Annotated in this window: 26 protein-coding genes; 5 read left to right on the top strand and 21 right to left on the bottom strand. The window is 49.3% G+C overall.

Translation table 11 applies throughout. The features are described from left to right. Positions 1-71: 71 nt before the first annotated feature. From BOCO_RS05520 to BOCO_RS05490, 7 genes are all read right to left on the bottom strand, one after another. A complete protein-coding gene (locus BOCO_RS05520; protein ID WP_094723095.1) occupies positions 72-461 on the bottom strand; it encodes an Rv3654c family TadE-like protein in 390 nt (129 codons plus the stop codon). Continuing rightward, positions 445-840 carry a TadE family type IV pilus minor pilin gene (locus tag BOCO_RS05515; protein WP_244568763.1) on the bottom strand — a complete coding sequence of 132 codons (396 nt, stop codon included), beginning with the start codon at positions 838-840 and terminating at the stop codon, positions 445-447. Before BOCO_RS05515 ends, BOCO_RS05520 begins: the two co-directional genes overlap by 17 nt. Position 841: 1 nt before the next feature. Continuing rightward, entirely contained in the window at positions 842-1039 is a 198-nt protein-coding gene (locus BOCO_RS05510; RefSeq protein WP_244568762.1) for a DUF4244 domain-containing protein, read from the bottom strand. A gap of 407 nt (positions 1040-1446) precedes the next feature. Then, positions 1447-1995: a hypothetical protein gene (locus BOCO_RS05505; protein WP_094723093.1), complete on the bottom strand. Its 549-nt coding sequence runs from the start codon at positions 1993-1995 to the stop codon at positions 1447-1449. Position 1996: 1 nt separating this feature from the next. Further along, a complete protein-coding gene (locus tag BOCO_RS05500) occupies positions 1997-2662 on the bottom strand; it encodes a type II secretion system F family protein (RefSeq protein WP_094723092.1) in 666 nt (221 codons plus the stop codon). Between the two features lie 12 nt (positions 2663-2674). Beyond that, entirely contained in the window at positions 2675-3817 is a 1143-nt protein-coding gene (locus BOCO_RS05495; RefSeq protein ID WP_094723091.1) for a TadA family conjugal transfer-associated ATPase, read from the bottom strand. 6 nt (positions 3818-3823) lie between these two features. Then, the gene (locus tag BOCO_RS05490; protein WP_148140066.1) at positions 3824-4819 is read right to left on the bottom strand and encodes a CpaE/TadZ family protein; all 996 of its coding nucleotides are present in this window, start codon (positions 4817-4819) and stop codon (positions 3824-3826) included. A 186-nt stretch (positions 4820-5005) separates the two neighbouring features. Here BOCO_RS05490 and BOCO_RS05485 point away from each other — a divergent pair, with 186 nt between their 5' ends. The 4 genes from BOCO_RS05485 (at position 5006) to upp (ending at position 10016) form a co-directional block, all read left to right on the top strand. Then, positions 5006-7246, top strand: coding sequence for an RNA degradosome polyphosphate kinase (locus BOCO_RS05485; RefSeq protein WP_094723089.1), 2241 nt, complete (start codon positions 5006-5008; stop codon positions 7244-7246). A gap of 41 nt (positions 7247-7287) precedes the next feature. Beyond that, the gene (locus BOCO_RS05480; RefSeq protein ID WP_094723088.1) at positions 7288-8370 is read left to right on the top strand and encodes an NUDIX hydrolase; all 1083 of its coding nucleotides are present in this window, start codon (positions 7288-7290) and stop codon (positions 8368-8370) included. After that, entirely contained in the window at positions 8360-9103 is a 744-nt protein-coding gene (locus BOCO_RS05475; protein ID WP_094723087.1) for a thymidine phosphorylase, read from the top strand. Before BOCO_RS05480 ends, BOCO_RS05475 begins: the two co-directional genes overlap by 11 nt. Before the next feature lie 274 nt (positions 9104-9377). Then, positions 9378-10016, top strand: coding sequence for a uracil phosphoribosyltransferase (gene upp / locus BOCO_RS05470; protein ID WP_094723086.1), 639 nt, complete (start codon positions 9378-9380; stop codon positions 10014-10016). Positions 10017-10108: 92 nt separating this feature from the next. Here the strand turns inward: upp and BOCO_RS05465 are convergent, their stop codons facing one another. The 8 genes from BOCO_RS05465 to dnaB all read right to left on the bottom strand — a co-directional run bounded on the left by BOCO_RS05465 (position 10109) and on the right by dnaB (position 19422). Then, the gene (locus BOCO_RS05465; protein WP_244568761.1) at positions 10109-11152 is read right to left on the bottom strand and encodes a DMT family transporter; all 1044 of its coding nucleotides are present in this window, start codon (positions 11150-11152) and stop codon (positions 10109-10111) included. A gap of 191 nt (positions 11153-11343) precedes the next feature. Continuing rightward, the gene (locus BOCO_RS05460) at positions 11344-12468 is read right to left on the bottom strand and encodes a glycerophosphodiester phosphodiesterase family protein (RefSeq protein WP_244568760.1); all 1125 of its coding nucleotides are present in this window, start codon (positions 12466-12468) and stop codon (positions 11344-11346) included. A gap of 60 nt (positions 12469-12528) precedes the next feature. Further along, entirely contained in the window at positions 12529-14217 is a 1689-nt protein-coding gene (locus tag BOCO_RS05455) for an ABC1 kinase family protein (RefSeq protein ID WP_094723123.1), read from the bottom strand. A 101-nt stretch (positions 14218-14318) separates the two neighbouring features. After that, positions 14319-14609: a phasin family protein gene (locus BOCO_RS05450; protein WP_094723084.1), complete on the bottom strand. Its 291-nt coding sequence runs from the start codon at positions 14607-14609 to the stop codon at positions 14319-14321. Between the two features lie 323 nt (positions 14610-14932). Next, positions 14933-15391, bottom strand: coding sequence for a DUF805 domain-containing protein (locus tag BOCO_RS05445; protein WP_158520423.1), 459 nt, complete (start codon positions 15389-15391; stop codon positions 14933-14935). A 239-nt stretch (positions 15392-15630) separates the two neighbouring features. After that, positions 15631-16410, bottom strand: coding sequence for a type 1 glutamine amidotransferase (locus tag BOCO_RS05440; protein WP_094723122.1), 780 nt, complete (start codon positions 16408-16410; stop codon positions 15631-15633). A 155-nt stretch (positions 16411-16565) separates the two neighbouring features. Continuing rightward, positions 16566-18008 (bottom strand): Mur ligase family protein, encoded by a 1443-nt coding sequence (locus tag BOCO_RS05435; protein WP_420835403.1) that lies wholly within the window; start codon positions 18006-18008, stop codon positions 16566-16568. 1 nt (position 18009) lies between these two features. After that, positions 18010-19422, bottom strand: a complete 1413-nt coding sequence (gene dnaB, locus BOCO_RS05430) for a replicative DNA helicase (RefSeq protein WP_094723081.1) — start codon at positions 19420-19422, stop codon at positions 18010-18012. A 454-nt stretch (positions 19423-19876) separates the two neighbouring features. Here dnaB and BOCO_RS05420 point away from each other — a divergent pair, with 454 nt between their 5' ends. Then, on the top strand, positions 19877-21298 hold the full coding sequence (locus BOCO_RS05420; RefSeq protein WP_338023403.1) for an MATE family efflux transporter: 1422 nt from the start codon (positions 19877-19879) through the stop codon (positions 21296-21298). 84 nt (positions 21299-21382) lie between these two features. Here BOCO_RS05420 and BOCO_RS05415 read toward each other — a convergent pair whose 3' ends face one another. The 6 genes from BOCO_RS05415 to BOCO_RS05390 all read right to left on the bottom strand — a co-directional run bounded on the left by BOCO_RS05415 (position 21383) and on the right by BOCO_RS05390 (position 26857). Continuing rightward, the gene (locus tag BOCO_RS05415) at positions 21383-22657 is read right to left on the bottom strand and encodes an ammonium transporter (RefSeq protein WP_169711891.1); all 1275 of its coding nucleotides are present in this window, start codon (positions 22655-22657) and stop codon (positions 21383-21385) included. Between the two features lie 22 nt (positions 22658-22679). Beyond that, positions 22680-23858 (bottom strand): signal recognition particle-docking protein FtsY, encoded by a 1179-nt coding sequence (gene ftsY, locus BOCO_RS05410; protein ID WP_094723077.1) that lies wholly within the window; start codon positions 23856-23858, stop codon positions 22680-22682. Positions 23859-23903: 45 nt separating this feature from the next. Next, on the bottom strand, positions 23904-24359 hold the full coding sequence (locus BOCO_RS05405) for a hypothetical protein (RefSeq protein ID WP_094723076.1): 456 nt from the start codon (positions 24357-24359) through the stop codon (positions 23904-23906). An 86-nt stretch (positions 24360-24445) separates the two neighbouring features. Then, positions 24446-25003 carry a GNAT family N-acetyltransferase gene (locus tag BOCO_RS05400; protein ID WP_094723075.1) on the bottom strand — a complete coding sequence of 186 codons (558 nt, stop codon included), beginning with the start codon at positions 25001-25003 and terminating at the stop codon, positions 24446-24448. 115 nt (positions 25004-25118) lie between these two features. After that, complete coding sequence (locus tag BOCO_RS05395; RefSeq protein ID WP_094723074.1) at positions 25119-25673, bottom strand: DUF4411 family protein; 555 nt, start codon at positions 25671-25673, stop codon at positions 25119-25121. Next, positions 25670-26857, bottom strand: coding sequence for an ImmA/IrrE family metallo-endopeptidase (locus tag BOCO_RS05390; protein ID WP_148140065.1), 1188 nt, complete (start codon positions 26855-26857; stop codon positions 25670-25672). The genes BOCO_RS05395 and BOCO_RS05390 overlap by 4 nt, the downstream gene beginning before the upstream one ends. Between the last annotated feature and the right edge of the window lie 76 nt (positions 26858-26933).

The raw sequence follows: 26933 nt of genomic DNA, 5'->3' as shown, positions 1-26933 counted from the left end.
GCTATCCATTTCTTAAGACACAGGCCACCAATTGTAGCTACAACTACTATCGTTACGATTTCGCCCTCTATTTAGGAGCAGTCTTCAGGACCAGCCTTCGCTGTGACCGTAACTTGAGGAACGAATGGAACTTGGGTGGGGACCTGAACTCGAACTTCTACATCATCATCCAAGGGATTACAGGAGACAACCTGTCCTCCATTAGCAATTGCTATTGTAGTAGCCTGAGCGCACGGTAAGGGATCCCCTTCATCTAAAGCAGAAGCTGCTGCTAAAGCTGCGGAATCGGCTGCCGTCCTAGCCTTCGACTGACAAACTAAGACATTCCCTAAACTTGCTACAACAACCAACCCTACGGCAGCGAGAGCAATCAACAACAAGCCCATAACTGTACCTGATCCATGATCGCTACCACGTATCCAACGGTTCACGGACGAAAACCACTTATTCTTCCTTTTCATTGAGGACTCCCACTGCCGAACCCGAAACTCGAGCAGGAATGAAACCTAGGGATCCAGTAGTAACTGGGCAAGAAACAACTACAGAAACAGTCCGGTCAGATTGCTGAAGGGATAACTGAGCTTGATCACCAGCTACCTGTTTAGCGACGCCAGCTGGATTACCCTTGCCCTGGTGAACGACAATCTCACGAGCAGCAGCCCGTGCAGCATCCTGGCAGTCTAAGGAGACACCAACAGCCTTCGTTAAGCCAAGAAGGAGGGCAGCAACAGCCACAACAGCCGGTAAGATTACAGCGAATTCAGCTGTTACTGCACCAGAATCCGAACACTTATGCCAGCGCCAATACCGCAGCCAGCAATTTCTTTTTACCCTTCCCACTTCAGGACACACTCAAAGCTCGCCTAATTAAATCTGAAAGTAGCTCACGTACAGCACCGGATTTAAGAACAGCTAAAAGTACGCCTGCAAAAGCAGTTGCTGCAATGAGAACTACAGCGTATTCTGCAGTAGCCGCACCAGACTCTGGAGCAGACATAAGGGTATGAAGGCGAGCTTCAAAGCGGCAATATCTTTTCATCACAGCTTCCCAAATATTGTGAGCACCTTGATACAACCGGTTCTTGCAAGAATGAATGAACAGCATTATTCGTTGACACCTGTGCCGTAAACGCGGTAGCCGTCGGGTGATTGAAGTCTTTGCGCCGGTGGATACTACACTAAGTTCTTGGTTATTGGTAACAGTGCTGACGGGGGTAAGTTGAGTTGAAAGCATGATTGTACCTTTCTAGTGATAGTTATTGATGCCCTACCGGCTGTATTGAACCTGCGTTTGTGTTTTCAAACAATGTTCTGAGCCAGATATCTTTACTTTGCCCTACTTCGGACAACGCCCAATAGGTTGAACCTTAATGTGGTTAAATGTAGCTTGGCGCATATAGCTAACGCTTTCCCTTCTTTATTGGAAAGTACTCAGCAAGAATCGACTTAAAGAGCCAATCCTCCAGCAAAAGCAGCTATGCAAGGCAATACACCAATCAGTATGAAAGCTGGCAGAATGCATAAACCAGTTGGCAAGAGCAGTTTTACCGCAAGACCAGCAGCCGCTTCTTCTACTGTGCGTTGCTGGGACAGATCGATCTGCTCTATGGTTATTTCAATCCTTCCAAGTGGGGAAACACCATGACGCCAAGAGGGTTCTAAGCAGTCACGAATAGCACTAAAACGTCTCCCAAAGCGTGGATGAGAACACGCTTGAGACCATGAACTAAACCACTCATTGCCCTGGTTAAGCAAAACAGCTACTCGTCTCATGGGCCTACCCAAATCTGATTGACAGACAGCACCAATTTGGTCCAAAGCATGCGGAACCGACGCGCCCTGGCGCACACAAACAGCTACCATTTCCATCAAGAGCGTGAGAGGTATATCTTGCGTACTGAAATGCGACCCCAGCGCTTCCAGTGACCTCTGTGGCCAATCTAAACTCATATAAATGGCACAAGCAGACAGCAAAGACGCTAATAGGATCAGCATACTAATCTTCTATCTTTCGATTCACTTCTCGTTGCAGAGCTAGCATCCACCACCACCCCAGCGCATAACAAGACAACCCTAAACTCAGACATAGGAACCCTGCGCCTGGCGTAAGAAGAAAAGCTAACGGCTTAGCCCCCAGCATTGAGCCAAGAGCCAAGGTGAGTACTGGTAACGCTACCAGGAGCTTCATCGTTGCCTTCGGCATGGCAAAAGCCTTATCTTTCAAGTGTTCCAAATGACTCAAGCGACGATAAGATGCACCCACTGCATCTATACAACGTGAAGCTTCACAGCCCAGCAGTGCACTCAAATGGCAGGAGACCTGTAGAGCATACGCAACTGCATCCACATTGTTCTCAGTTTCCTGGCGCAAGCTCCGGGCTTCCAACATCTCTCGTATCCGCGGATACGTTACCTTACGAGTAGCAAAATTGCGACCTGCCTGCTCCTGAAAAGCATCTAGCACATTCCCGCCATTGCGTAAGTATGCACTTAAGGCAGCAACAGTAGCCCCTATACCAGTCACGCTGAGAACTCGGGATTGCTGTTTCAGTAAGGTTCGTAGGCGTCCACCACCACAACTGCCACCCACTGGCTGAGCAGCCAAAACAGTTAGAAAAGCCCATATACCAGCCCATAGCGGACCATCAAAACCAGGTAGCATGCTGTTCACTCCCTACCGCTTATTGTGGTTGCCTTCAGTAGCATGAGAAGCCTTGTCCCTTTGGACCTGAGACGTTTGAGTAACCTGCTCTATGCTCGACATCGGTGTAATTCCCCACTTCTGAGCAAAGCTCTGCCAGAGAGAACCATATCGGACAACACCCTGATTACTCCAGGCGCACAAGGTCTTACCTACAAGTTGCCCTTGAGTATCCATGGCAAGAATTCCCATCTGGCTAATCCTCCGGCGCCCACCTTCACGCTTGAGATGAAGAACCAGGTCGAAAGCACCAGCTACTAAAGAAGCGAGAACTTTTGGGTCAAGACCAGCAAGAAGACCTAAGGTAACCAAACGAGCAGGAACTCGTTCTACACTGTCAGAATGGAGGGTAACCATACCACCTCGATGCCCAGAGTTGAAAGCACGCAGAAGGTCAGCTATTTCCCCACCACGGCATTCTCCGAGGACTATACGATCAGGCCGCATACGCAGGGTAGCTTTGACGAGCTCTGAAAGCCTAATAGCACCAGCTCCCTCGACATTAGCCTCACGGGTCGCTAGAGAAACATGATTGTCATGATGTGGGAGCACTCCCAACTCACGCACTTCCTCTACTGAAACTATGCGTTCGGTAACCGGGCATTGGCAGAGTAAGGCTTTCAACAGAGTAGTTTTACCAGTACCAGTTCCACCGGAAATCATGACTGTAGCCCGACGATCAACCAAGACCTGAAGCAGAGAAACCCAGCCTGAAGGCATAAGACCAACAGCAGCTAATTCTTGCAATTGAGCAACCCGACGCTCTGGCAGCCTAATTGACAGACAGGCTCCAGAAGCTACTATCGGAGCAATCACCGCATGTACACGCACACCGTCTTCAGTGGAAGCATCTGCTATGGGACATGAATCATCTAAACGTTTGCCTAGCTGGGAGCAGATTTGCACCGCATACTCTCTCACCATTTCCGGCCCAGAAAATCCAGGATGCATCTCTTGTTCACTCATTCCTGAACCCCTATCCGCCCAGACTCTACCATCAGGAGTAACTGCAATATCACTTACTCGCGGGTCACTCGTCAGGGACCTTAAATAACCAAACTCTATGCGGCTCGGGATTTGGCTACGGTAGCGCGCTCGCTGTCCATAAACATTCATATTTATCTAACCCCAGAAACCAATACTTTTAGGCCGGATTGCATGGTCCAGGGCAACCCATTCTTCTATCTGGTAGCACAGTTCAGCAATAGACTTTCGGTATGCTCTAGGTAACCTTCTCACCCCCAGACCCCTCAGCAGGTCAGATGTTAATTGCTGTTGGGGTTTGAAACTAGCAACAATTTTGCACTCTAAAAAGTCTTCAGCTTCGATTCGACTAACCGGCGGTGACCCCCGTAACCCGCGAGGATCAACTGCTACTACATGAACTTTTTCCTGCATACATCGCTTCCAGTATGAAAAGTCTCTTACAGGACCTTGTGAAGTTGAAGAATTTACCTTTGACTCAGCCATATTCATGAGGAACGATTGAGTGCGCGCAAGGCCCAAAATCGAAAGTTCAACGAGCAGTACACAGGGCTGATCTTCAAGTAATTCAAGTTGTTCTATGCATTGGCCGCGACCGCCATCAATGAGCACTATGTCATTACTCTGGCTTAAAGCCTTGAGCGCCGCCTCTATGTCCCACCATTGTGGAGGATCACCTTTCCAAGGGTCACAGCTAAGAACATTCATACCCTCCCACTTCAATACCTCATGATCTAAGGCAGCAGCATCAATTCTTCCCAGGGGAGCCTCGATATCGTTCAACCTCAAACCTGGGTCTGACTCTAGACCTAAGAGCACATCCATACCTCCTGCTTCCAGGTCTAGATCCAGCAAGGCACATTGATGCCCTCTTTTTTGCAAATGGCTAGCACAGAGAGCCAAAGATGTGGTAAGCCCTACTCCAGGGCAAGCTGTAAGAAAGACCAGCGAACGTACTGCTCTCTCTTGTTCCTGCACACTGTTGTTTGAGGTCGGATTTCTCTTATGGACCTCCGAAGGAGCATAAACTGGCGTGCGAGGCACCAATCCATTCGCACGATACTTACTAACAGACGTTTGTGCTTGCCTAGAAACGTTGCCGGCAGCGGTGCACATGTAGTGTGTGTGAGTCATGTCTCCATTACAGGTCATGCACTCACATGGGATGCAAGGAGTTCAAGAATGTGGTCGAATGTAGATTGGCATGTAGGATATCCTTCCCTCCAGCAGCAGAAAACATCCACCTACGATGCTTGAGAAGGTAGCCAGTGTGATATTTTTCATTTGCACCCGACCAAACAAACGCATACAGTACTATGTATGGTTCAGAAATTCGACGCACCCTCCAAAGCGATTCTTAAAAGTCAGATCGCAGAACACATAGCGGAAAGCGATAAGCTCAACCGCAATCAGAGTGACGCCACTGAGGCCGAACCGCTGCCCAAGGATCGCTTCTTTGATCGAGAGCTATCATGGCTCAAGTTCAACAAACGAGTCTTGGAAATGGCAGAAGACAACTATGCCCCTCTCATAGAGCGAGCTAACTTTTCCGCTATTTTTGCCTCCAACTTGGACGAGTTCTTCATGGTCCGCGTGGCAGGTTTGAAGCGTCGTGTAGACACTGGTATTGCGGTTCCGGCCCTAAGTGGGTTAAGTCCACGACAGCAATTGCGCACTATTTCTGAACAAGCCCATAAACTCCAGCAAGAGCATGCCCAGTACACCATTAACACCCTGCTGCCTGCTCTAGCCGAGGAGCATATTGTTTTGCTCAAATGGGACCAGCTCACAGCACCAGAGCAAGAGCGTCTTTCTCGTTTCTTCCACCAGCAAGTATTTCCTGTTCTAACACCTTTGGCAGTTGATCCTGCACACCCCTTCCCATATATTTCAGGCAATTCGCTCAACTTAGCCATACTTGTCGAAAATCCCACCTCGGGTAAAACGCACTTTGCACGGGTTAAAATTCCAGACAATATGCCCCGTCTCGTGGCTGTTGATGACCTCACTGATGAAGAAGCTCACGAGGAACGCTATGGGTTCATTATGATGGAAAACCTCATTATAGCCCATTTGGAATCCTTGTTCCCTGGCATGAGGATTAAAGAGGCCAGGTCTTTCCGCCTGACCCGTAACGAGGACATTGACGTTGAAGAGGACGACGCAGAGAATCTACTCAATGCTATGGAAAAAGAGCTCCTTCAACGTCGATTTGGTCCACCTATTCGTCTTGAAATCTCAGATTCTGCGTCTCCTTTCCTCTCTCAACTGCTTGCCAGCAAGCTTGGGGTCAGAGAAGACGAGGTATACCAACTGCCGTCGCCTCTCGATTTGACAGTCCTGTTCGAGCTTCAATCCATAGACCGTCCAGATCTCAAATTCCGACCTTTTATCCCCACAACAAACCGCCAGATTGCTCGCGTAGAGTCCAGTCAAGCGCAGGATATTTTTGCCGCTATTCGCGAGGGCGACATCCTCTTGCATCATCCTTACGATTCATTCTCTACTTCAGTACAGGCTTTCTTGGCTCAAGCTGCGGCGGACCCAGATGTATTAGCTATCAAGCAGACGCTCTACCGAACTTCTGGCGATTCACCCATCATCAATGCTCTGGTTGATGCAGCTCATGCAGGCAAGCAGGTCCTTGCCATAGTCGAAATTAAAGCCCGCTTTGATGAGGAAGCTAACATAGCATGGGCCCGCAAGCTAGAACGCGCAGGCGTCCACGTGGTGTATGGCATCGTAGGACTCAAAACACACTGCAAGCTCTCTCTCGTAGTCAGACAAGAAGCAGACGGCTTAAAACGGTATTGCCATGTTGGAACTGGCAATTACAACCCTAAAACTGCACGTTCATATACCGATCTAGGTTTGCTGACCTGCGATCCGGTAGTTGGACAGGACCTCACTCGCCTGTTCAACCAGCTCTCAGGGTATGCTCCAAAATCGAGCTTCCACCGTCTCTTAGTGGCACCTCGCACCGTCCGTACCGGCATCATTGCCCGTATTCAGCGGGAGGAGGCAGCTGCCCGTAGCGGTCACGAAGCTTGGATCAAAATCAAAGTCAACTCTGTCGTAGACGAGCAAACCATTGATGCGCTCTACCGGGCTAGCCAAGCTGGTGTAAAGATTGACATTGTAGAACGTGGCATCTGCTCACTGAAACCCGGCCTACCAGGATTAAGTGAAAACATCCGCGTACGCTCGATTCTGGGTAGATTCCTAGAGCATTCTCGAATCTTCGCTTTTGCTAATGCGCAGGGGCCGCAGATTGGCGAGGGACCCACTTCTGGGCCGGAAGTCTGGATAGGTTCGGCCGATCTTATGCACCGTAACCTTGACCGGCGAGTAGAAACTCTCGTGCGCATCACTGCACCCGATGAAGTACAAGATCTCATTGACTATATCGATTTGCAAATGTCAGATACTACTTCGTCTTGGCATATGCTTCCTGACGGCAGATATGTCCGCCACTCACGGGACGACAAGGGACAGCCATTGTTGGACTGCCAAGAGTTCTTGATTGATCGACATACACGGGGCAAGCACAACCAGCACTGAGCAAGCATCCGCGTCAAACGAACAGTTGAAAGGGGGTCAAGATGAGCAGAACAGTAGAAGCTGCGGGAGCCATTGTTTACCGGTGGAAGCAAGGAGATGAGCACATTCCAACCAGGGTAAGCACGCACAATACCCAACAGAACAGCAATCCACGTTCCTTACTTGACCACATAGAACTGTGCCTGGTTCACCGACCAAAATACAACGACTGGTCATGGCCTAAAGGCAAGCTAGAGGCCCATGAAACTCATGCCCAGGCTGCTGTGCGAGAAGTAGGCGAAGAGACAGGGCATGTCATCCGTTTGGGACCCTACCTTGGGGACATTGAGTACCCGCTTAACAACGAAGGCAAGCAGAAAAATGCTCATGGGAATGGCAGGCGTAAGCACATTTCATACTGGATGGCCAGTTTAGCTGGAGAAGACCGGGCAGAACGCTTGCGGGCAGTTATAGGCAGAGTCTCCTCTCCCGATCCTGGTGAGGTCGATCAAGTAACTTGGGTTAGTGTCAAGAAAGCTCGAACTAAGCTCACCCATGCTACCGATAGGCAGATTCTTGATCTCTTTGTAGACAGAGTTGAGCAAGGAGCTTTAACAGCTTCCTCCATCATCATTGTCCGGCATGCTAAATCTATTGCCCGCAAGGAGTGGAGCGGGAATGACGCAGAACGACCCCTAACTCCTCGAGGAGCAGCAGCTGCTTACGCTCTCAACAAACAGTTAGTCTGCTGGGCTCCAGATGAACTATTTTCCTCTTCATGGACCCGCTGCGTACAGACGATTCGCCCCTATTCAGCAGAGACTGAGCAACCCATAGCAACTGCTGATTGCCTGACCGAGTCAGCATTTGCAGAGAATCCGGCTATTGCATACGCCTGGTTAGATGCGCTCATAGAAGACTCTTTAACACAGCAGACAACTAAGCTAGTCTGCATGCATAGGCCTGTTTTAGGAGGCATTTTTGAGCACCTCCGCTCACTATGCCCCACAAAAAGCTTGAGACGCTTCCTCCCCAGTCGTTCTCCTTACATGCCTACCGGCACAGCTTTGACGCTGCACATCATTGAAGGCGAGCAGGGACCGACTATCATTGATATTCAGAAAGTAGGACCTATTGTCTACTAGTACTTCAAACCTCGGTTCCTCTTCAATTCGATCTTCTCGCTCTGGGTTCATCAATACAGCTCAATCCAACCACCCCTCCCGCCCAGGACAGCTCGATGCTTCTCTGCTCGACCAACTTTCTGGAGGTAGGGACCCTCAAGAAATTGACGACATGAGTCACGTATCAGCAGCTTCCCTGCTTGATAAAGTCCATCACACTACTGACCCACAAATTGTAGAGAAAGTAGTGTCACTTGTAGACCGTGAGGGGGTAGATATCGTAGCGGAGCTGTGGAGCAGCGCACCACCAGATACCCTGCCAGGAACCTTGTGGAGACTCTACCTTCTTCGCTCTTGGATGCAGCGCCAGAGCGACAGTATTAGTCATTTATGGAAGATTGGGGAGCCAACGCATACGGCAGCCTCAGCCATTGCGGGGGTAGATTCAACACCAACAGCAGATGACATGGATCGATTAGCTGATTCCATTCTGACAGGAGCTTTTACTGGGGACTTTGCCATAGCCCTAGAAAGAGCCAGCGCTTTTTGCGAGGTAATAGCTCGAGGTTTAGCTGCAACTACGCCAAGCTTCGACCATGCCTCCCAAGCTAGCCAACATCTACAAGCAGCCCAACAGGCAGGACAGGCGGGGCGAAACTATGCCACTGCCCGAAAAACTGTTTCATCATTAATGATTACATCTAAAGATTTTGCGAAGGCTGCCAAACTTTGGCGGCAGAACAAACTGGAATAACAACCTTTGCGTAACGCATTACCCATCTCCCCAAGCGTAAAATGTGATATCTGTTCTCACAACCTAAATCTGCCGTAGAATAGGTACTGCGTCGGATCGTGTTTAAGCCCCGGGCTCCATTGGTTGCCGCTGCGAGCGGCGTTTGCGCCGACAGGCGCTTTCACGGTTCGGCGTTTCTTTCTTTATGAGCATCATCTTCTCAAATACATGTTTTTTCTGTTTTGTGCTCCCTATTTGTAAGTAAAAATGAAATTCCTGCGCTAGGCTAAGAAGTATGGAACTCCACGTATTACAGCACCCGCTCATTGAGCACAAGCTCACTGTCTTGCGGGATAAGAACACTCCTTCCAACACTTTCCGCGACCTGACTAGCGAGTTAGTCATGCTCGAAGCATACGAAGCAACCCGCAATCTGGACATTGAGGACTCCCGGATTGAGACACCCGTGGCCTCAATGGTTGGTAAGAAACTCTCTTCACCTCGCCCCATGGTGGTACCTGTCCTCCGTGCTGGACTAGGTATGCTTGACGGCATGACACGCCTGCTTCCCACAGCAGAAGTAGGCTTTCTCGGCATGAAACGTGATGAAAATACACTTGATATCATCACTTACGCCAATAGACTTCCTGAAGATCTTTCTGGACGACAATGCTTCCTGCTTGACCCTATGCTAGCAACCGGCGGCACCCTTATCGCAGCCACCAATTATCTGGCAGAGCGCGGCGCTAAAGACGTCACTTCTATCAACATTTTGGCAGCTCCAGAGGGGTTAGACCGACTGAAAAAGGAAATTGATCCCCAGATAAACCTCAAGGTCGTTGTCTGCGCAGTTGACGAGAAAATCAATGAGCATGCGTATATTGTCCCTGGTCTTGGAGACGCAGGAGACCGACTCTACGGGGTCATTGACTGAGTAACACTCATACCCGCAAGCTGGCCCTGTTTCAATTCCTAATCTGATCTGAAACAGGGCCAGCTTGTACTCATGGACAGTTACGAGGACCGTTAGCTTGTTATGCTGACACGCGACTTAGGCTTCGGGAGCAGACGGCTAAAGTCAACCACAGACATGAGGATAGCGACAAAAATCAAAGCAAACCCTATCAGGGAAGTTACTGTGATGCGTTCGCCCATGAACATGGCAGAAAAAGCTACGGAGAAGAGCGACTCTGTGCACATAATGATTGAAGCTGAAGACGCCTGTATGTGAGCAAGACCAACATTTTGCATAATCTGAGCAGCAAAAGTGGCGAAGAAAATAAGGTACAAAAAGCTCAACATCACTGGTGTCTGAAGCCAAGCTGTACTTGGCGCAGGTTCAAAGACAACAGCGCTGGTAAGGAAACAGATCCCTGCAACAGCAAATTGCAAGAAGGTCATTGATAAAGGCGAGAAAATACGGGTGAAATACCCCATAAGCGCCAAGTTAAAGGCATATAGTAATGCACAACCTAAGGTCATCCAGTCGCCTACAGACAGAGCAAGCCCTGTAGTGCCTGGCTTTAAGGATACAAACCCAACACCTAACAAGCAAATAACCGCAGCAATTATGTTGACGAGGCGGGGTTTCTTGTGGAAGAGGCCCCAAATAGCAAACGGCGTAATGACACAGTAAGAGGCAGTCAGGAAGGCACTCCGTCCTGGTTCTATCGATTTGAGGGCTATCGTTTGCAAAGACATATTGCCGTAGTAGGTCAGTCCCACAGCAAGTGCAGGCCAAATAACCTTTCGCGTCAAATGAGGCGTAATGCGCCTACGGAAGAGCAGCATAAGTAGAAGGCAAGCGCACATCATGCGAACACCCATGAGCCATAGGGGAGGAATTACTCGTATAGCAACCTTGGCCACAATGTAACTGCCGCCCCACAAGGCCGCACAAGTAAAGAGCAGGATGCGGGCTAGATTCGGCGGAAACGATCGAGACAGGTAAGAATTCAGCTTACGGAAACCAGCTTTCACCATACGAATCCGGCCACGGAAGCCAGACCCATCTCCATGAAGCGCTCTCACGCCGCCCTTTATGATCCGTACACCCGAATGAAAGCTCATAATCGCCCAGCCTGTTGTAGCGTTTAGCTAAGAACACCCTTTTGGAGTAGCTTTACTATAAGCAAAAGTTGCCAGCAACATGCCGCTTAAGGCTACAAAAGTGTGAAATAATCTGTATTGTTTTGTGAGTTCTACTATCCAGCATACCTTCCACAGCAAACCGATGAGCCACTATACCGTTCTCGAGAAAACTATTGGGATGCTGATGGCAAATAGCCTTCAAAAATGAAGTGGTCGAACATCGCTGCTGCTTCACACTCTGCCTGCCGAGATCTCACTGTCCAAGCCACAGGAATACCACCCAGGGCACGAAAGAGCTTCATCGGAACAGAAGAACCAGAATGCCATTCGTAGGCCACAAAATCGGGTCGTCCCAACCAGTTAAACAAAAGAGAACTAGCCATAGCTTGACACAGTTGCTCACTTGATGAGATTCGTCCGTGGAAGGACACAGCCAGCTGCCCCCTACAGACTGATGGTCGATAACGACGGTACCAGGCCAAGACCAGAGGATTAAACGATTCAATCACGTATGGGCCCTTATAAGCAGCTAAAAGAATGTCTGCACTCTCCATGAGCTGTCGGTCTAGGACCCTGCCCATTTTGTACTCAACAATTAAAGGAACGCGACCATCGACTAGGCGAAGCACATCACTCAACAAAGGAACATGTACAAAAGCTGTTTCTGGCGAACGCCGGGCATGCCGAGCACGCCGACCAGCAGTGGAGACTGGCCCGTGGTTGATGGCCTCTCCGCCAGTGTTAGAACCGTGCACTGAGCTCAGAGGTATCTGCTGTAGTTCTGCATAGGTTAAGTCACTTACCTTACGGCCGTCTCCAGCAACGCGCTTGAGGTCATCATCATGGATAACCACAACTTGCCCGTCCCGACTCAAGTGCAAGTCTAATTCAATGCCATAACCCATCTGGCAGGCTGCCGCAAATGCGGGTAGTGAATTTTCTGGCGTCAGAGATGCAGGTTGGCTTCCGGATTGAACGGTAGCCAAATCTTGTGTGACAGCGTCCGAATTTGTCCCTGGGTCAGCAGATTCGATGTTCCCTACAGCCAGCTGACGCGATACAGACAAGTATTCTCTCTCATCACGTGTGGCTTGAGACCAATCAGATTCGATACCAGAACCCGAATCATGAAGCCCCCTATGCGCAAAATAAACACCAGGCACATCACTAGCCCTTTGCTTCTTCCGGACAGTTTTACCTCTGGGTGCTATTGCCCAGACTCCAAGTGCTCCAGCGGCTAATCCAGCCCCCAGCAACACTTCACCCATTCTGGCAATTCGCCCCAGAAACCCCATGTACACACCTCCCCTGCCTATCGTAACGGATAAAGACATGAGTACCTACTTATGACCACACTAATTAGATGACTGGCCTGTCTGCCGACGTTTAGAAGCACGATTTTTTAGGAGGATGTCTAAGACAATCCAAACTGAAAGCATAAAAGCTACTACGTAGCCCAGCATTCCCACCAAGGGGATACCAAAAACCAAGGGCTTCATATGAGCAAAGTACACAATTGAGGAACCCACATATAAGCCTGCCACAATTAAAGCCATAGCCAAACGATTCACCATATCGGAGAGCTGACGTAACGGTTCCTCAGATCCTACGACTTGCACATTTGCCCTGAGCTGGCCTCTTGTGAGCATGCGCGCCGCAGTTCGCGATTCGGAGAGCGTTCCAAGCAGCCCATGCAAAGCTTGGTCAGATTCAAGAGCTAGTTTCTTCCCACCTTGCTTGAGTCTGTCATTAAGACTTACAGAACTAGCGACATGTTGAGAAATAATCTCAACCATGTTGGCATTGGGCATGAATTCGTCTAAGAGACCCTCCAAAGTCACTAAGCAGCGGGCAACCATAGTTGCCGAACTAGGTACTGTAATATTATGGCGCTGGGCCAACAGCATGATTGAGTTGATATATTCGCCGATATCTAAGTCTGCCAAATCAACCTTGCCGAACTCTTGAACGATGGAATCCAGGTCAGACAGTAAAGCGGAATAATCGTCAGCTTGGACAGCGCTTGTACCTGCGAAGCGCAAAAGACCTTCCGCTAATCCCGGTGAATCTTCCCTACCAACTGCAAAGATCATATCTTTCAACACGGAACGCGTTTTAGTATCTAAGCGACCAACCATGCCCAGATCAATCAGAATAATCTTGCCATCGCGCACAATGATATTACCCGGGTGCGGGTCAGCATGGAAAAACCCGACGTCCAGAATTTGAGTAGCATAGTTATCTACCAGCTTGGTGCCAATCTCATCTAAATCGTAACCAGCAGCTACCAACTGTCCCGGTCGTGAAACGGAAATACCGTCCACGTATTCCATGACGACTACGTGCTCAGTGCAATATTGCGGATAGGGTTCGGGGCAATCAATGTATGCGTAGTTCTTACAGAAGTCCTTAAATTGCACCAAATTGTGGGCCTCAGTCACAAAGTTAGTCTCTGTTTGGAAGGTCTGCCACAGCTCCTCCACCACACCTTTGATATCGACCACCTGAGCTTGCTTGGGCGCTAGCCGCCCGAACCATTTGACAAAGGTGCGCATGATATCGATATCTTGAACCATGGTCTCACGGACACCAGGCCTTTGGACTTTCACTGCCACATCTTCGCCGGTCACAAGCTTTGCTCGGTGAACCTGGGCCAAAGAAGCCGAACCTAATGGAGTTGGATCTATCGAGGCAAAGATACTATCTAAAGGTCGTTTGTACTCCTTTGCAAGGGTATCCATTACCGTCTCATAAGCAATGGGGTCAGCGTCCGCCCGCAATTTCGAAAGCTCCTTGCAGAATGCCTCAGGCAGAATTTCGGAACGCATGGATAAAATCTGTCCCATTTTTACGAACGTGGGCCCTAATGCTTCAAACATGAGTCTGAGGGTTACTGGCGTTAACCCCTGAACCACATTAAACTGGGTTACAATATGCCATATTTGCCTGAGGCGTTTAAACCTACTATGGCGATTAGGGCGGAGTCCATTAACTCCACTGACCGAACCTCGTTCCGAAATACCAAAGAGACCAATGGTAGGCATCTTCTGATCATCTGAATTAGTTTGATCGTTCTGAGACGAATTATCTAAACCTGAGGCTTCTGCACCTTCCCTTGTCTTATTCACTAATGCCGCTACCTTGACTACTCTTGATGCTTAATGGTGTAGACCGTACCGGGGGCAGGAGTCGGCATCGAAGCAGTAGCCTCATCCTTCGGTGTGGCAGGACTTGCTTGCTGTGCAGGACCCTCATGCTGGGCCTGAGCTTTCCGCTTTAGCTCAGTATTGAGTTCCTTGCCCTGATTTACGGTCAGCTCCCCCTTTTCGACCAGCTGATCCACAATCTCTTGCCCCTTCTCAACGCCAGTTGCCAGAGCACCAATGCCTGCTAGCATAACCTTGCGCAAACCATCACCGATATTGAAATCACCCATCGCAAACCTCCTTTACTTAGGGCCACGCCTCTATGCGACATAGCACCTGCTTACCATACTAGTCGCAATCGTACAGAAATCTTGCTCTTCTCCACATCATGGATCCGCACCTATTGCACCCTCACTCTGTGCATACTCTTGCTGGCTTCGCGTTTGCACAGGATTACCAGCGAAACTGGTCTCCACTACTTCTCTGTAGATGCAGCGATTCACATTGAAAGTAAACCAAAAAATGACAGTACCTCATATGACAAGTGGTCACATGCTTGAAACATGTGACCACTTGTCTGGCTCCTACTTGTGGAGCGTAGTTGTGTCTCTTCTCAGCTGTTATTGGCTGTCGGCGGCTTGTACCGTGATGGCACGCACATAACCACCAATTGTGTGACCACAGCAGCGATCATGCAGATTACTGCACCATATGCAGAAGGAGTGGCTACGCCCCCCTTGCTCATCTCTCCGTTTAGCAAGAAACCGACTGCGGCGAAAGACAGACCCCAAGGAATCAGAGCCAACCAGCCTGACAGTTTCAAGTCATGCAGCCGACGCACAGTCAATGCATACTGTGGAACTGCTAGCACCAACGAAACTACACCAGGAATAAACGTCCAATCACCAGTACGATAGATGTGGGAAAGTATAGAAGTTATCGCCGTAACAAAAATCGCAAATACCCATATTTCCTTACGGCATGCACGACCCTTACCTCTTGCAAACAAGTAAAACGGTCTCTGTAAGCATTCCTGCAAGTTTGCGTCAGGCATGGCATCGAAACCTTTCATAACCTCTACCCGACAAGGTCCCTTTGAAAATAGGGCAGTAGACATCTTCTTTTTTTCTCCTTGAACTGCTCATGGACCCACTCAACAGGTCACTACTACAAATCAACACAATAACATCTAAAAGCCACACACAGCAAGAAACAACCTCAACAGTTATCAGAGGCAACAGCTAGCTTTCCTGTACGGATCCCAGACTAACGGTCTGTTCATAGTAGTACCGAACCGGCAGCACCGGCAGCTCAACGAGGACGAGCAGAGGCAACTTGGCGGGCCTTATCAGCTAGAGCATCCAAGCGTACAATTTCTGCTGAACCGGGCGCTCCAGTTGAATCAAAGCTTCCTTTTCCATATCGGTTTTCCACCGCCGTTTGGATTAAAAAGTCACTGATGGCAGGATTTTTGGGCAGGAGAGACCCATGCATATAAGTGCCGATGACATTGTAAACACGAGCTCCTTCAGTACCATCTTCACCATTGTTGCCACACCCTTGGGCATCCACCAAGCCAAGAGGCTCCACACCCTCATTGAGGAATGTTTGACCTGAATGGTTTTCATACCCAATCACATCGCCAAAGACACTGGTATGTTCAACTACATTACCAATCATTCGTACAGGCCGCCCCAAGCTATACGCCCCAATGATGCCTATACCATCTAGACGTTCACCCTCAGCAGTCTCAAAATAATCGCCAAACAGCTGGTATAGGCCGCAAACCATTAACATTGGCACACCCTTATCTGCAAGCGAGTGCAGAACTTGCGAGCGCTCGAACAGGTCAGCCATAATTTTGCTCTGTCCCTGATCCTGACCACCACCACCGAGAATCATATCGACTTGGTCCGGCCATGGATCACCCTGATTGATCTTGTGTATAACTGGCTGATAACCGTATAAGCGCAGGCGGTGAGCGATTGTGAGCACATTACCCGAGTCACCATAAATGTTCATATCACGGGAATACAGAGACACCAAGTCTATCTTCTTATTGGCTGTTTCAAGAGCACTTTGATTTTTCATATCTTCGGTCGAGGTTACCTTCATCACACCATTCTCCCTCTTTTGAAGTTCCGACTGCCCACCAATGAGCTCACATACCAGCAGCTCTCATTATCATGTTCAACCACTCCACCAGCAATTTCTTCCTGCATACTAGCCGCTATACTCTCACCAGATCAGGCGCCTACTCCAACATCGCTGACATGCGTCATCTTGCCTAATGCTGTGCGCACATTGAGCATGGCAGTATAGGTACAATATATGCGCTTGCGTCTGCTTGGATGCATATCTACAAACTGCCCTAGGGCAAGTGCCAGGTCAGGCTCCACTTGCACAACGGGTACTTGATCGTAATCCAAGCGAAGAGCCATATCATAGGCTCGCGTCCCCGAAACCATGGACACCCCTTCAGTCCTCAAAGAACTGAAGTCTACATCCCACAGCCAACTCATGTCTCGCCCATCCGCATATTCATCACGAATCGCAATCATCGTATCTGTATCTGCTGGACTAAATGAAGATAAAGCCAGCCTAAAGCCCATAGGGTTCTTGACTAGCACCAAGTCTATTGGTACACCCCGGTAGGTAATCACCTCACCTCGCCCGAAAGCTGGAGTTACCGTGGATAGGGCCTGTAAGAGACGTTCATCAGACGGAGCTGCCGCAGACGACTTATCAGCCAACACTGCTCTTACTATAGCTAAGGCAGCAGCAGCATTATAGAGGTTGTATACACCCTCCAACTTGACTGGGGTGCTCCGCTCACGTCCAGCGATAACAAAACTTGCTCGATGATCACCTACAGATTTGAGGACCACTTCAGCTTTCAATTCATGCTGTGGTCTTGCATCTAACCTTCTCTGTTGGAGGCTAGGTTCGTGCGGCTCCTTCGCATTGGATTCATCAGCTCCCGCACCAACCTGGTCTAACTCATGCATCTCATCATCAGAGGGGAAGTACGACAGCAGGCTATCAGCCAAGCCAAAATATCGAATATTCGTACCATGGTGAGCCAGCTGAGCCAGTTGGGCGATACGGGGATCTTCCCTGTTCAAGACAAGCGTTCCAGTGGTCGCAGCAGCCACTGAACCCAGGAGGCGGGCAGTATTATCAATTTCACCAAAGCGGTCAAGCTGATCACGCATCACATTCAGTAGCAGTGTATAACGGGGGTGTACTTGCTTCACAAAGTGCACTGCATATGCCTCATCTAGCTCCAATACGGCAATATCTGCGTCAAGTTTTCTTCCACCCAGTACCGTCATGTGCTCAACTAAGGCGGAGATCACTCCTCTAGTGAAGTTGGAGCCCGTAGGATTAGTAAAAACCTTCAACCCTAGAGACTGAAGCATACTAGATACCATGCGTGTGGTAGTCGTTTTACCGTTTGTACCTGACACGAGAACTACTCCCATAGGCAGCTGAGCGAGTGTAGAGGCCAAAAATGTGGGGTCCATTCGCTCTACCACCCGGCCAGGCAAAGCCGACCCCCCATGGTGAGTCAGACGAGAAATCGTACGTGCAATCTTCGCTGCCGGCAGTGCCAAGCCGGCATACCAAGGCCTACGCGGTGTGCTCCTAGGAGTATCGTTATATTGCTTTGCTTGGTCCTCGTTCAACTCACACGCCCCCCTGCTGATCTTGAGGCATATCTTTAAACTTTGATTTCTCACCAATAAAGGCCAGCGTAAAGGTGTCGGTCGGACCATTACGGTGCTTGGCCATAATAATATCAGCCTCCCCGGGGCGATCCTCTTTATCATAAAAGTCAGGTCGATTGACCAAGAAGACCACGTCAGCGTCCTGCTCGATAGAACCGGATTCTCGTAAGTCCGAAAGCATCGGTTTACGGTCAGTTCGGGCTTCGGGACCTCTGTTGAGCTGGCTGAGTGCCACAACTGGAACTTCTAATTCTTTCGCTAGCAGTTTCAATGCACGGGAGAATTCGGAAACTTCTTGCTGTCGCGACTCCACCTGCTTGCCGGAACTCATCAGCTGCAAATAGTCAATCACAATGAGTTTGAGATCATTAGTTTGCTTGAGACGACGGCACTTTGCACGGATCTCCATCAAACTCATATTCGGTGAATCATCGATAAAGAGTGGAGCATCTTGAAGCTTCCCCCAAAAATCGTTCAGTACTTTCCAACGCTCAGAGGAGATATCATCTGCACGACGCAAGGCAACAAGAGGAATATCGGTCTCTGCGGCAATAATACGCTGGGCCAATTCGTTTTTACTCATCTCCAAGGAAAAAATAACTGTAGCCATCTTGTGGTGCAGGGACGCTGCACGAGCAAAATCAACACCCAAGGTGGACTTACCCATTGCCGGACGACCTGCTACAACCACCATCTGCCCAGGTTGCAATCCTTGCGTTACATCGTCGATGGACCTGAAACCAGTGGGAACACCCCTCTCTACCTGTCCATTTTGAAGCTTGTCGAGCTGCTCGAGGGTATCTTGCACTACCGGACCTATGGCCTCATAGTCTTGGCGAACCTTCCCCACGCTCATTTCGTAGACTTCTGCCTGAGCTAAGTTGACAATTTCTTCCGCCTGCGAGCCTTCTGCCGAGTATCCCATCTGGGCAATTTTTGTTCCAGCAACAATTACATTTCGCAGGATAGCTCGCTGATGAACAATATCAGCATAATATGTTGCGTTAGCTGCCGTCGGCACTGAGGCCACTAGCGAATGCAGATAGTCAGTGCCTCCTACTTTTTCCAGATCACCGTCTTTGAGAAGCTGGTTTGCTATCAAGACTGCATCGACAGGCTGTGAAGCCGCAAACAAGGTGATAATAGCCTGGTAAATGGTCTGATGTTTGGGCTGGTAAAAGTCCGTGACATCGATCATTTGAGAAACTTCACCAATGGCATCCTTACTCATTAACATGCCACCCAAAACAGCCATTTCTGCATCGTCATCATGGGGAGGTACGCGATCAAAAAGGGTATCGCGCGAGCCTGCCCGCCCGCTGCTACTCTTCCGTTCTGGGTGAGAAAAATCTGTATAGTGCTCACTTGCCATATACCCGATTCTATGGCCCACCCTCTATTTCAGGATGAGACTTTTATCCCAGCATATTACCGTTCTTACGTTCCGCCAACCGTTACTATTACTCCACATTGGTATGCGTGTCACACTTCTTCACCGCTGTAGGGGACGGGCTACTTCCTGCTTGTGGACAAAAGAAAAAGTTATCCACATTATAGGCGTGTCACCGAGGAAAACTAACCGACTTATCCACATGGTGGGTATAACTATGTGCAAAACTTGGGGACAAGCATCAATGAAGCCTGAAGCCCTTGCAACACTCAACCTTATATGGTATGAACAGGAATACTTCACCGGTAGACACACCCCTCCGAAGTCGTTCAAACCTGATAAAAGCAGGCAAGCATTCACTTCACAACAGGCCACATATCCCTTAAGGAAAGTTGGCAACATCAACTGCAATACAGTTAGAATCATTGGGTAACCCATGAGCGAAACAGAGGGCAGATCAGCGATGAATGTAGAAGAGGCAGACTCTGAAAAACATACAGCCCACAACAATACGGTGGACTTCAGCCAGCGATCCATATACAGGACTATTACAGCGCTTGCAATACCCACTTTCGGTCAGCTCATTGCAGAACCAACTTTTGTCATGATCGATACCGCTATTGTGGGGCATATTTCTGATGCAGCTTTAGCTGGCTTATCAATAGGCTCTACCGTCCTGCTTACTACAGTAGGCTTGTGCGTCTTTCTGGCATACGGCACCACTTCTCAAGTCGCACAACTTATGGGAGCCGGCAAGCGCAAAGAAGGCATGGAAGTCGGCATTGATGGCATGTGGCTAGCGCTAGGAATCGGTATCATCGTTTGTGCCTTACTAGTCGCATGTAGTTCACCCTTATGCCAGGCTATGGGAGCGAGCGGCAATGTCCTAGCAGCCGCGCAAATATACCTTAATGCCACCATTTTTGGACTGCCCGCCATGCTCCTGGTATACGCAGCCAATGGCATCTTCCGCGGCCTGCAAAAAGTCAAGGTTACGCTCATAGCTGCTGTCAGCGGAGCCATACTGAACACTGTTTTGGAAGTCCTCTTCGTCTTTGGCTTTCATTGGGGGATCCTCGGTTCAGGCGTTGCCACCCTCATCGCAGAATGGTATATGGGTGTCTTTCTCTGCTTGCCGGCCCTTATCTGGGCCAAGAAAGAAGGGGCCAGCTTGAGACCACGATTGTCTGGAATCGCAAACTCGGCAGGTGACGGATTCCCACTCTTCTTACGCACACTAGCCTTGCGAGTGTGCTTAGCCTCTACGGTCGTGGCTGCCACCCACCTTGGTGAGCAAGTACTAGCCGGCTACCAAGGCGTTAACTCTGCTTGGAATTTTGCTTTAAATGTTTTGGATGCGGTTGGTATAGCAGGCCAATCACTGGTTGCAACAGAGCTTGGTGCCCGACACAAAGATAGGGCACGCATTATGACCAAGATTTCTGCTCGCGCAGGCATGATGCTTGGCATCATTGTAGGCGCGGCGATGATACTGCTAGGCGTTGTGGCCGCCCCCTTATTTAGCCCCAACCCGGCGGTGCAAATCCTCATCACAGTGGGAATGGCTGTCGAAGGCGTATTTATGCCTATAGCAGGCTGGATGTGGGCCCTCGATGGCATCTTGATTGGCGCTGGAGACTATCCTTACCTAGCAGCAACTTGTTCAGCTACAGCTGTCATCTACGTTGCAGCCCTCATCCCCCTCACATGGTGGGCGGGTAATTGGACAAACCAAATCTGGAAGATTGTCATGCTCTGGTCAGCTATCAACTTCCTCTATATTGGAGCACGCGCACTATTCAACGGCCTGAGAACCAAGTCAGATCAATGGATGAATCGAGCCTTAGCGCATACGTGACACCGCACTCATTGCGCTTGTATCCACACAAAGAGGCAGCAGAGTGAGTCCTTCACCCCACTGCCTCTTACTCGTCACGTTCGTTTACTCGAATTTGTTAGTCAGCTGGTAAGCCCGTTCTCCTTGAGCAGATATATCAACACCTGCTTCTTCTTGAGCCTCGCTCAACCTCCAGCCCAAGACCTTCTCAAGCGCGAACGCAATGATGCCCGTCACAACAGCTGAGTACACCATAACAATAAGGCTCACAACCAACTGGACAAGCAGTTGTTTATAACCACCACCATAGAACAACCCTGTACCGGTAGCAAAGAAACCTAACAGCAACATCCCTAGTAGGGCAGCAACTCCGTTAACTCCCACTACATTCAAGGTATCGTCATACTTTAGGGAGTACTTCAGAGTACAGGTATAGCAACAAACTACTCCGGCAATAAGTCCCATAACAATAGCCCAAAGCGGAGCTACAGAAGGGGCAGCAGGACTAATAACCACCAACCCTGCCATGAGACCATACGCCGCACCGCGAGCTGTATAGTGCCCAGCACGGATCTTCTGCGTCACCATCCAGCCAAGCAAGGAGGCACAGGCAGCCAAAGCGGTTGTCACCCACGCATAACCGGCTGTGCCCGTAGCTCCGAATGCTGATCCAGTATTCAAACCCAACCAACCAAGGAAGAGCAAGGATGCACCGAGCAGCGACATAGGCAGGTTGTGAGGACCAGCTAAACGTTCTCCGAAGCCTTTACGCCCACCAATAATGAGAACAATAACTAAAGCAGCTATAGCCGCATTGAGTTGGACTACGGAGCCGCCAGCGAAGTCACGTAAAGGCGCACCCAAGGCGTTAGAAATAGGACCGTCTGCCGCCAAGAGGCCATGGTTGAACACCATGTGAGCTAGAGGAGCATAATCAAACGTGACCCACAATCCAACAAAGACAATCCACGTAGAGAACTTGACTCTTTCAGCTAGGGCACCTGTAATAAGGGTCACTGCAAACATGGCCAAAGCACCCTGAAACCCTACATCAATAATACGCGGATATAAAGCATTTTTGAGGTCTACAGAAGTAAAGAGACCATCCTTAGCGGTCACTACATCTTTAAGGAGGAATCCAGTGGTGGGATCACCAAAAATTCCACCGATATCCTTGCCCCCAAAAGCAATTGACCAACCCCAGATTCCCCATACTAAGGTCGTCATCATTCCAGCACCGATCGATAGCATGAGCATATTCAACACGCTCTTAGCACGCACCATGCCGCCATAAAAGAGAGCAACTGCCGGCGTAAGAACCACCACAAGCGTTGCTGCCATGAGCATCCACGCTGTAGAACCTGAATCCATATCACTCACCTTTTCTCAAGACTGTAATGCTTCACTCGTCACCTAGAATGCCGTCAACGAATGACTGCGGATTGAAGGGCGCCAAGTCATCAGGCCCTTCACCCAGACCAACCAGCTTAACCGGAACACCCAACTCACGCTGGACGGAAATCACAATACCGCCCTTTGCTGACCCATCCAATTTGGTTAGTACGATGCCGGTAATACCGATTGCTTGCGCGAATACCTTAGCCTGAATCATGCCATTTTGCCCGGTAGTCGCATCGAGGACTAACAGCACTTCACCTACGGGCACATTCTTTTCTACTACCCGGCGTATCTTGCCCAGCTCATCCATCAGGTTAGCCTTGTTCTGCAAGCGACCAGCGGTATCGACAATCAAGAGATCAGCTTGCTCTTCCTTTGCGCGAGAAGAGGCTTCGAAAGCCACCGAAGCAGGATCGGCTCCCTCTCGCTCTGATCGCACAACAGGAACGCCGACTCTACTACCCCACGTCTCCAGCTGATCAGCAGCAGCTGCACGGAAAGTATCCGCAGCACCTAATACTACTGTTTTACCATCGGCGACGAAAAGACGTGCTAATTTACCGGCAGTCGTGGTTTTACCAGTACCATTCACCCCAACCATGATGATAACTGAAGGCTTTGCAGCCCCTGGCATTGACGCCAGCAGAGAACGGTCTTGCCCGGTCTCGACTAAGTCCAACAGTTTCTCCCGCAGCATGGCACGCACACTTTGGGGATCTTTTTCACCAGTCACTCGAGCATCAGCCCTGAGTTCATCTACCAACTGCTCACTAGCCTCCGCACCTACATCTGCTCGTAGGAGCGTATCTTCCACATCTTCCCAGTCTGATTCGCTCAGGTGGTCTTTGGTAAGAATAGCAAACAGCGCCTTGCCAAAGGGGTTAGGACTCTTAGCTAGCTTCGCCCTCAGTCGCACAATTCGTGAATCTGAAGATTCAGGAGATTCTAAATTACGGGTTGACCCTTGTTCACTCCGCCCTGATCGAACCTTACCACCTTGAGATTCCTGAGCTCCAGCATCCTGACCAGCAGATGTTGCACCAGCTTGTGCCACCTGTGCAGCAACCTGACCTACTTGTTCTTCAATCCTTCGCTTGCGACGCCTAGCCACAAGCCACCAAATTCCTAGCACAGCTAAGACAACAACTACGCAGATGAGAGCGATAATAGCGTAAGTATTCATACCCTCAAGAGTAAAGTCGCGAACGGACACGTTCGCATATTAGCTTCAGCTGGCAGGGGTCCGGGGTATCTGGTCGGAGGTCTCAGCAGCAAGCTCTCCTGTTTGTACTGTCTGAGACAGCTGAGAATCAGCAGTTTTACCACTCGTCCCATCAGAATCCGTAGGACTTGGAGTCATCAAAGCTTTAACCTCCACTACAGAGGAATCGTTCACATAGACAGGATGGTCCATGGTGTCTTCGTTGTCTTCATATGGGCGGGCACGCCTCAGCTGTACCGCTGGAGTCTGAGGCGTGTATGCCGGAGCTGATCCAGCCCTTCGCGGCATCTGCTGATCACTAGAGGCACTCGCATGACTATCCTTATCAGACCACCACTGATTTCGCCTAGCTTTTGCGCGAGTGAGAATATGGTCTTGAGATTCTCCCTGAGCCAAACGTAAAAGAGCAACAACCAACACGACCACTACTGCAATCCATGCAAGTATTATGACCCAAACCATATTGATTATTGTGCCAAAATTGATACCTGTAACCAGGCAAAAGCAATAAACATGCCAAGCTCATTCACAAGCTACATACACAGCACCTACTGTAGGTCAATCCAATACCGCTGGCAGAGGCCTTCTTCTGGATTTAGTCGGGTATCTTCAAAACGCCCACCACAGGACAGAATCGTCCTTCTACTGCCTTCATTATCTACACTACAAGTTACTAATACACGATCTAGTCCATGCTGGCGGGCACTTCCTAAGCACTCATGCAACATGTAGTGCGCATACCCTCTGCGCCGAAAGTCAGGATGAACAGAATAACCGATATTTCCCAGATAATTGAAAAGGAAGTCGTTCAACTCAAGTCGCAGCTGAATCATACCTACAATCTGATTGTCTTGATTCAAGGCACAAAACTCTATAGCTGGAACCCATCCATCAGGCAAATGCTTACCCTCGGTTTCATTGATTACCTGCGGAATCCAATTCTCTTCCACAGCCTGTATAGATTCTAAGTCTTCCAAACTGCCTAGTCCTGCTGTATAACCATTATCAGCAGCTTTACAATCCTGCATGTACTGCCAAGCGGATCGTGCAAGTCGCTGAGACTGCTCCCCTACTTGCTCAAGGCGGATTCCGTCTGGTGCTTCCATAAAGCCTCCTCCACTTGTGTTGATGAGGTGCCGTCATCGTCATACATCATCGTTTCCATGTTCTGCTTCCCCTACACATACCATCTTACTGTGCCCAAGCAGCGTTGTTCAGGCTTTAAAAATGACCGACTTTTTTCATGAAGTCAAACAGATGTATGCATTGGATTCCGCAAGCTTTAGCAACCGTGGGAATTTTTGGATGCTTCCAAGGCGCATCCTTTTTTGATTGAGCATTTTCGAAGGTAACGATTGTAGATTTCAAATGAGACGCAGCTCCTATGAGCCAAGGATCAGCAACCTTTTCATCCGCCCAATCTAGAATAGCGGTCTGTTGATATTGACAATCAGGCGACTGTAGAAACTGTAATACTTGCTTATACTGTCCCACAATACCTTCCGAGCCCTTACACTCGATAATGGTATTTGTAACCTCATCCAACCACAGGTCAAGTTTGTCGGAATTTTTCCCGTAGACCTCATCCTTAACCTTGTCAATCACAGCCACAACGCCCGATGTGACGAGTTGTTTTAAGCGATTCCAGAAACGTTCAGAAAGATCAAAGCTCATTTGGTAATACCGGTTGTATGGGTCAATGAGACAATTTGCATCAAGCAGATACTCAGGATCATTTAACGACAGGTCCAACACACCTTGAACTTTTTCAATCATATCCCAAGCCTTTCTAACAGTTTAGGAAAGGTCTTTCTCCCCGTATTGGTCAGCCGGTATGCATCTGTATAAGAAGTTCTACCTTCCGCAACACTCGTCGCTATCCGATCTAAAATACGCCTGTCTATCCTGCTACCGAGAGTATTGTAAAAGCTTCCACCTTCAGACTTCTTAGGCTTCTCAAGTTTCTGCTTGTGCGCCCACTGCTGGGCTAGCTGTTGGCATTGCTCATATTGCTCTTGCGTGATACAAGCAAAACTCAGCGCCCTCACCGCTATACTCAACTTTGAAAGAGGAAAATAATTCTGTACCTCTTGTATCTTTTCTTGTACAGACAGCTCCGTTCCTCGATCCCAAGCTTGCAAAAACGCCTCGTCTGGCATAAGGATCTGACCAGCAACCTCATTACAAACCTGCTCTACCACAGATACCGCACTTGGTATCCTGCTGTCGTTGAACAACTCGGCTTCACCCAAGAAAACATGGACAAGCTCGTGAACCAAAGAAAATAAGCGGGCAGATTCAGACTCATCAGCCCGATTGATAAATACGAGAGGCGCGTATGTATCAATAAGAGCAAATGCACGAAATTCATCAGGATCGAGTGGCCGGTGAGTATCCCTCCCCGCAACACCGTTCTGCATAACAATGATGTGCGCGTATTCTGCGCGTTCACGTAAATAAGGGAATGCAACCTCTGCTTTGGAAAGAACGCGGTTCTTATATCGACCCTTGTACCAGTCAGACTCTATTCCTAAAACCTTCCTCATAGCGCGGGCTATAGAACCAACACTGGTTTGAGTGTCTACAGATCCCACAAAGGGAAGCACCTCTTCACCAGCGTCTATCTGATCTTGCCTTGCCCAATCCTGCAAAGCTGTCATATCAGTAACTGTGTCTACTAGCTCTCTAGAAGGTCGACTGTATGTATCAACTGAACCGATCGTACGACGCGCAAAAACTGCCGGAGTATCGTCGATAGGCTCCCGCAGAAAGAAGTAACCAAATGGAACGTGCAGCTGGTTACTCAGACGGGTAACATCTGTGATATTAGGAGATTCAATCCCTTGCTTCCACAGCTCAATTTGATGTTGTTGGTCACTGTCAAGAGAATCCTGAGCGCCAATACTCACGACCCAATCCAAGATACTGGAAGGCACCTGCAAGCTTACTGAAGAAGCCATTGCCACCTCCCAACACAAGTCGCATGCATACCAGAACACTATTGTACTAACTCTGACAGCTGCACGAACGGAAGCA

Source organism: Bombiscardovia coagulans (genome assembly GCF_002259585.1).
Classification (GTDB): Bacteria; Actinomycetota; Actinomycetes; order Actinomycetales; family Bifidobacteriaceae; genus Bombiscardovia; species Bombiscardovia coagulans.
This window is presented reverse-complemented; position numbering and strand designations above follow the sequence as displayed.

Excerpts from the sequence above, each read along its gene's own strand:
- BOCO_RS05520 (WP_094723095.1), bottom strand. The coding sequence starts at position 461 with ATGAAAAGGAAGAATAAGTGGTTTTCGTCCGTGAACCGTTGGATACGT.
- BOCO_RS05510 (WP_244568762.1), bottom strand. The coding sequence starts at position 1,039 with ATGAAAAGATATTGCCGCTTTGAAGCTCGCCTTCATACCCTTATGTCT.
- BOCO_RS05505 (WP_094723093.1), bottom strand. The coding sequence starts at position 1,995 with ATGCTGATCCTATTAGCGTCTTTGCTGTCTGCTTGTGCCATTTATATG.
- BOCO_RS05500 (WP_094723092.1), bottom strand. The coding sequence starts at position 2,662 with ATGCTACCTGGTTTTGATGGTCCGCTATGGGCTGGTATATGGGCTTTT.
- BOCO_RS05495 (WP_094723091.1), bottom strand. The coding sequence starts at position 3,817 with ATGAATGTTTATGGACAGCGAGCGCGCTACCGTAGCCAAATCCCGAGC.
- BOCO_RS05490 (WP_148140066.1), bottom strand. The coding sequence starts at position 4,819 with ATGACTCACACACACTACATGTGCACCGCTGCCGGCAACGTTTCTAGG.
- BOCO_RS05485 (WP_094723089.1), top strand. The coding sequence starts at position 5,006 with ATGGTTCAGAAATTCGACGCACCCTCCAAAGCGATTCTTAAAAGTCAG.
- BOCO_RS05480 (WP_094723088.1), top strand. The coding sequence starts at position 7,288 with ATGAGCAGAACAGTAGAAGCTGCGGGAGCCATTGTTTACCGGTGGAAG.
- upp (WP_094723086.1), top strand. The coding sequence starts at position 9,378 with ATGGAACTCCACGTATTACAGCACCCGCTCATTGAGCACAAGCTCACT.
- BOCO_RS05465 (WP_244568761.1), bottom strand. The coding sequence starts at position 11,152 with ATGAGCTTTCATTCGGGTGTACGGATCATAAAGGGCGGCGTGAGAGCG.
- BOCO_RS05460 (WP_244568760.1), bottom strand. The coding sequence starts at position 12,468 with ATGGGGTTTCTGGGGCGAATTGCCAGAATGGGTGAAGTGTTGCTGGGG.
- BOCO_RS05455 (WP_094723123.1), bottom strand. The coding sequence starts at position 14,217 with ATGCCTACCATTGGTCTCTTTGGTATTTCGGAACGAGGTTCGGTCAGT.
- BOCO_RS05450 (WP_094723084.1), bottom strand. The coding sequence starts at position 14,609 with ATGGGTGATTTCAATATCGGTGATGGTTTGCGCAAGGTTATGCTAGCA.
- BOCO_RS05445 (WP_158520423.1), bottom strand. The coding sequence starts at position 15,391 with ATGAAAGGTTTCGATGCCATGCCTGACGCAAACTTGCAGGAATGCTTA.
- BOCO_RS05440 (WP_094723122.1), bottom strand. The coding sequence starts at position 16,410 with ATGAAAAATCAAAGTGCTCTTGAAACAGCCAATAAGAAGATAGACTTG.
- dnaB (WP_094723081.1), bottom strand. The coding sequence starts at position 19,422 with ATGGCAAGTGAGCACTATACAGATTTTTCTCACCCAGAACGGAAGAGT.
- BOCO_RS05420 (WP_338023403.1), top strand. The coding sequence starts at position 19,877 with ATGAGCGAAACAGAGGGCAGATCAGCGATGAATGTAGAAGAGGCAGAC.
- ftsY (WP_094723077.1), bottom strand. The coding sequence starts at position 23,858 with ATGAATACTTACGCTATTATCGCTCTCATCTGCGTAGTTGTTGTCTTA.
- BOCO_RS05405 (WP_094723076.1), bottom strand. The coding sequence starts at position 24,359 with ATGGTTTGGGTCATAATACTTGCATGGATTGCAGTAGTGGTCGTGTTG.
- BOCO_RS05400 (WP_094723075.1), bottom strand. The coding sequence starts at position 25,003 with ATGGAAGCACCAGACGGAATCCGCCTTGAGCAAGTAGGGGAGCAGTCT.
- BOCO_RS05395 (WP_094723074.1), bottom strand. The coding sequence starts at position 25,673 with ATGATTGAAAAAGTTCAAGGTGTGTTGGACCTGTCGTTAAATGATCCT.
- BOCO_RS05390 (WP_148140065.1), bottom strand. The coding sequence starts at position 26,857 with ATGGCTTCTTCAGTAAGCTTGCAGGTGCCTTCCAGTATCTTGGATTGG.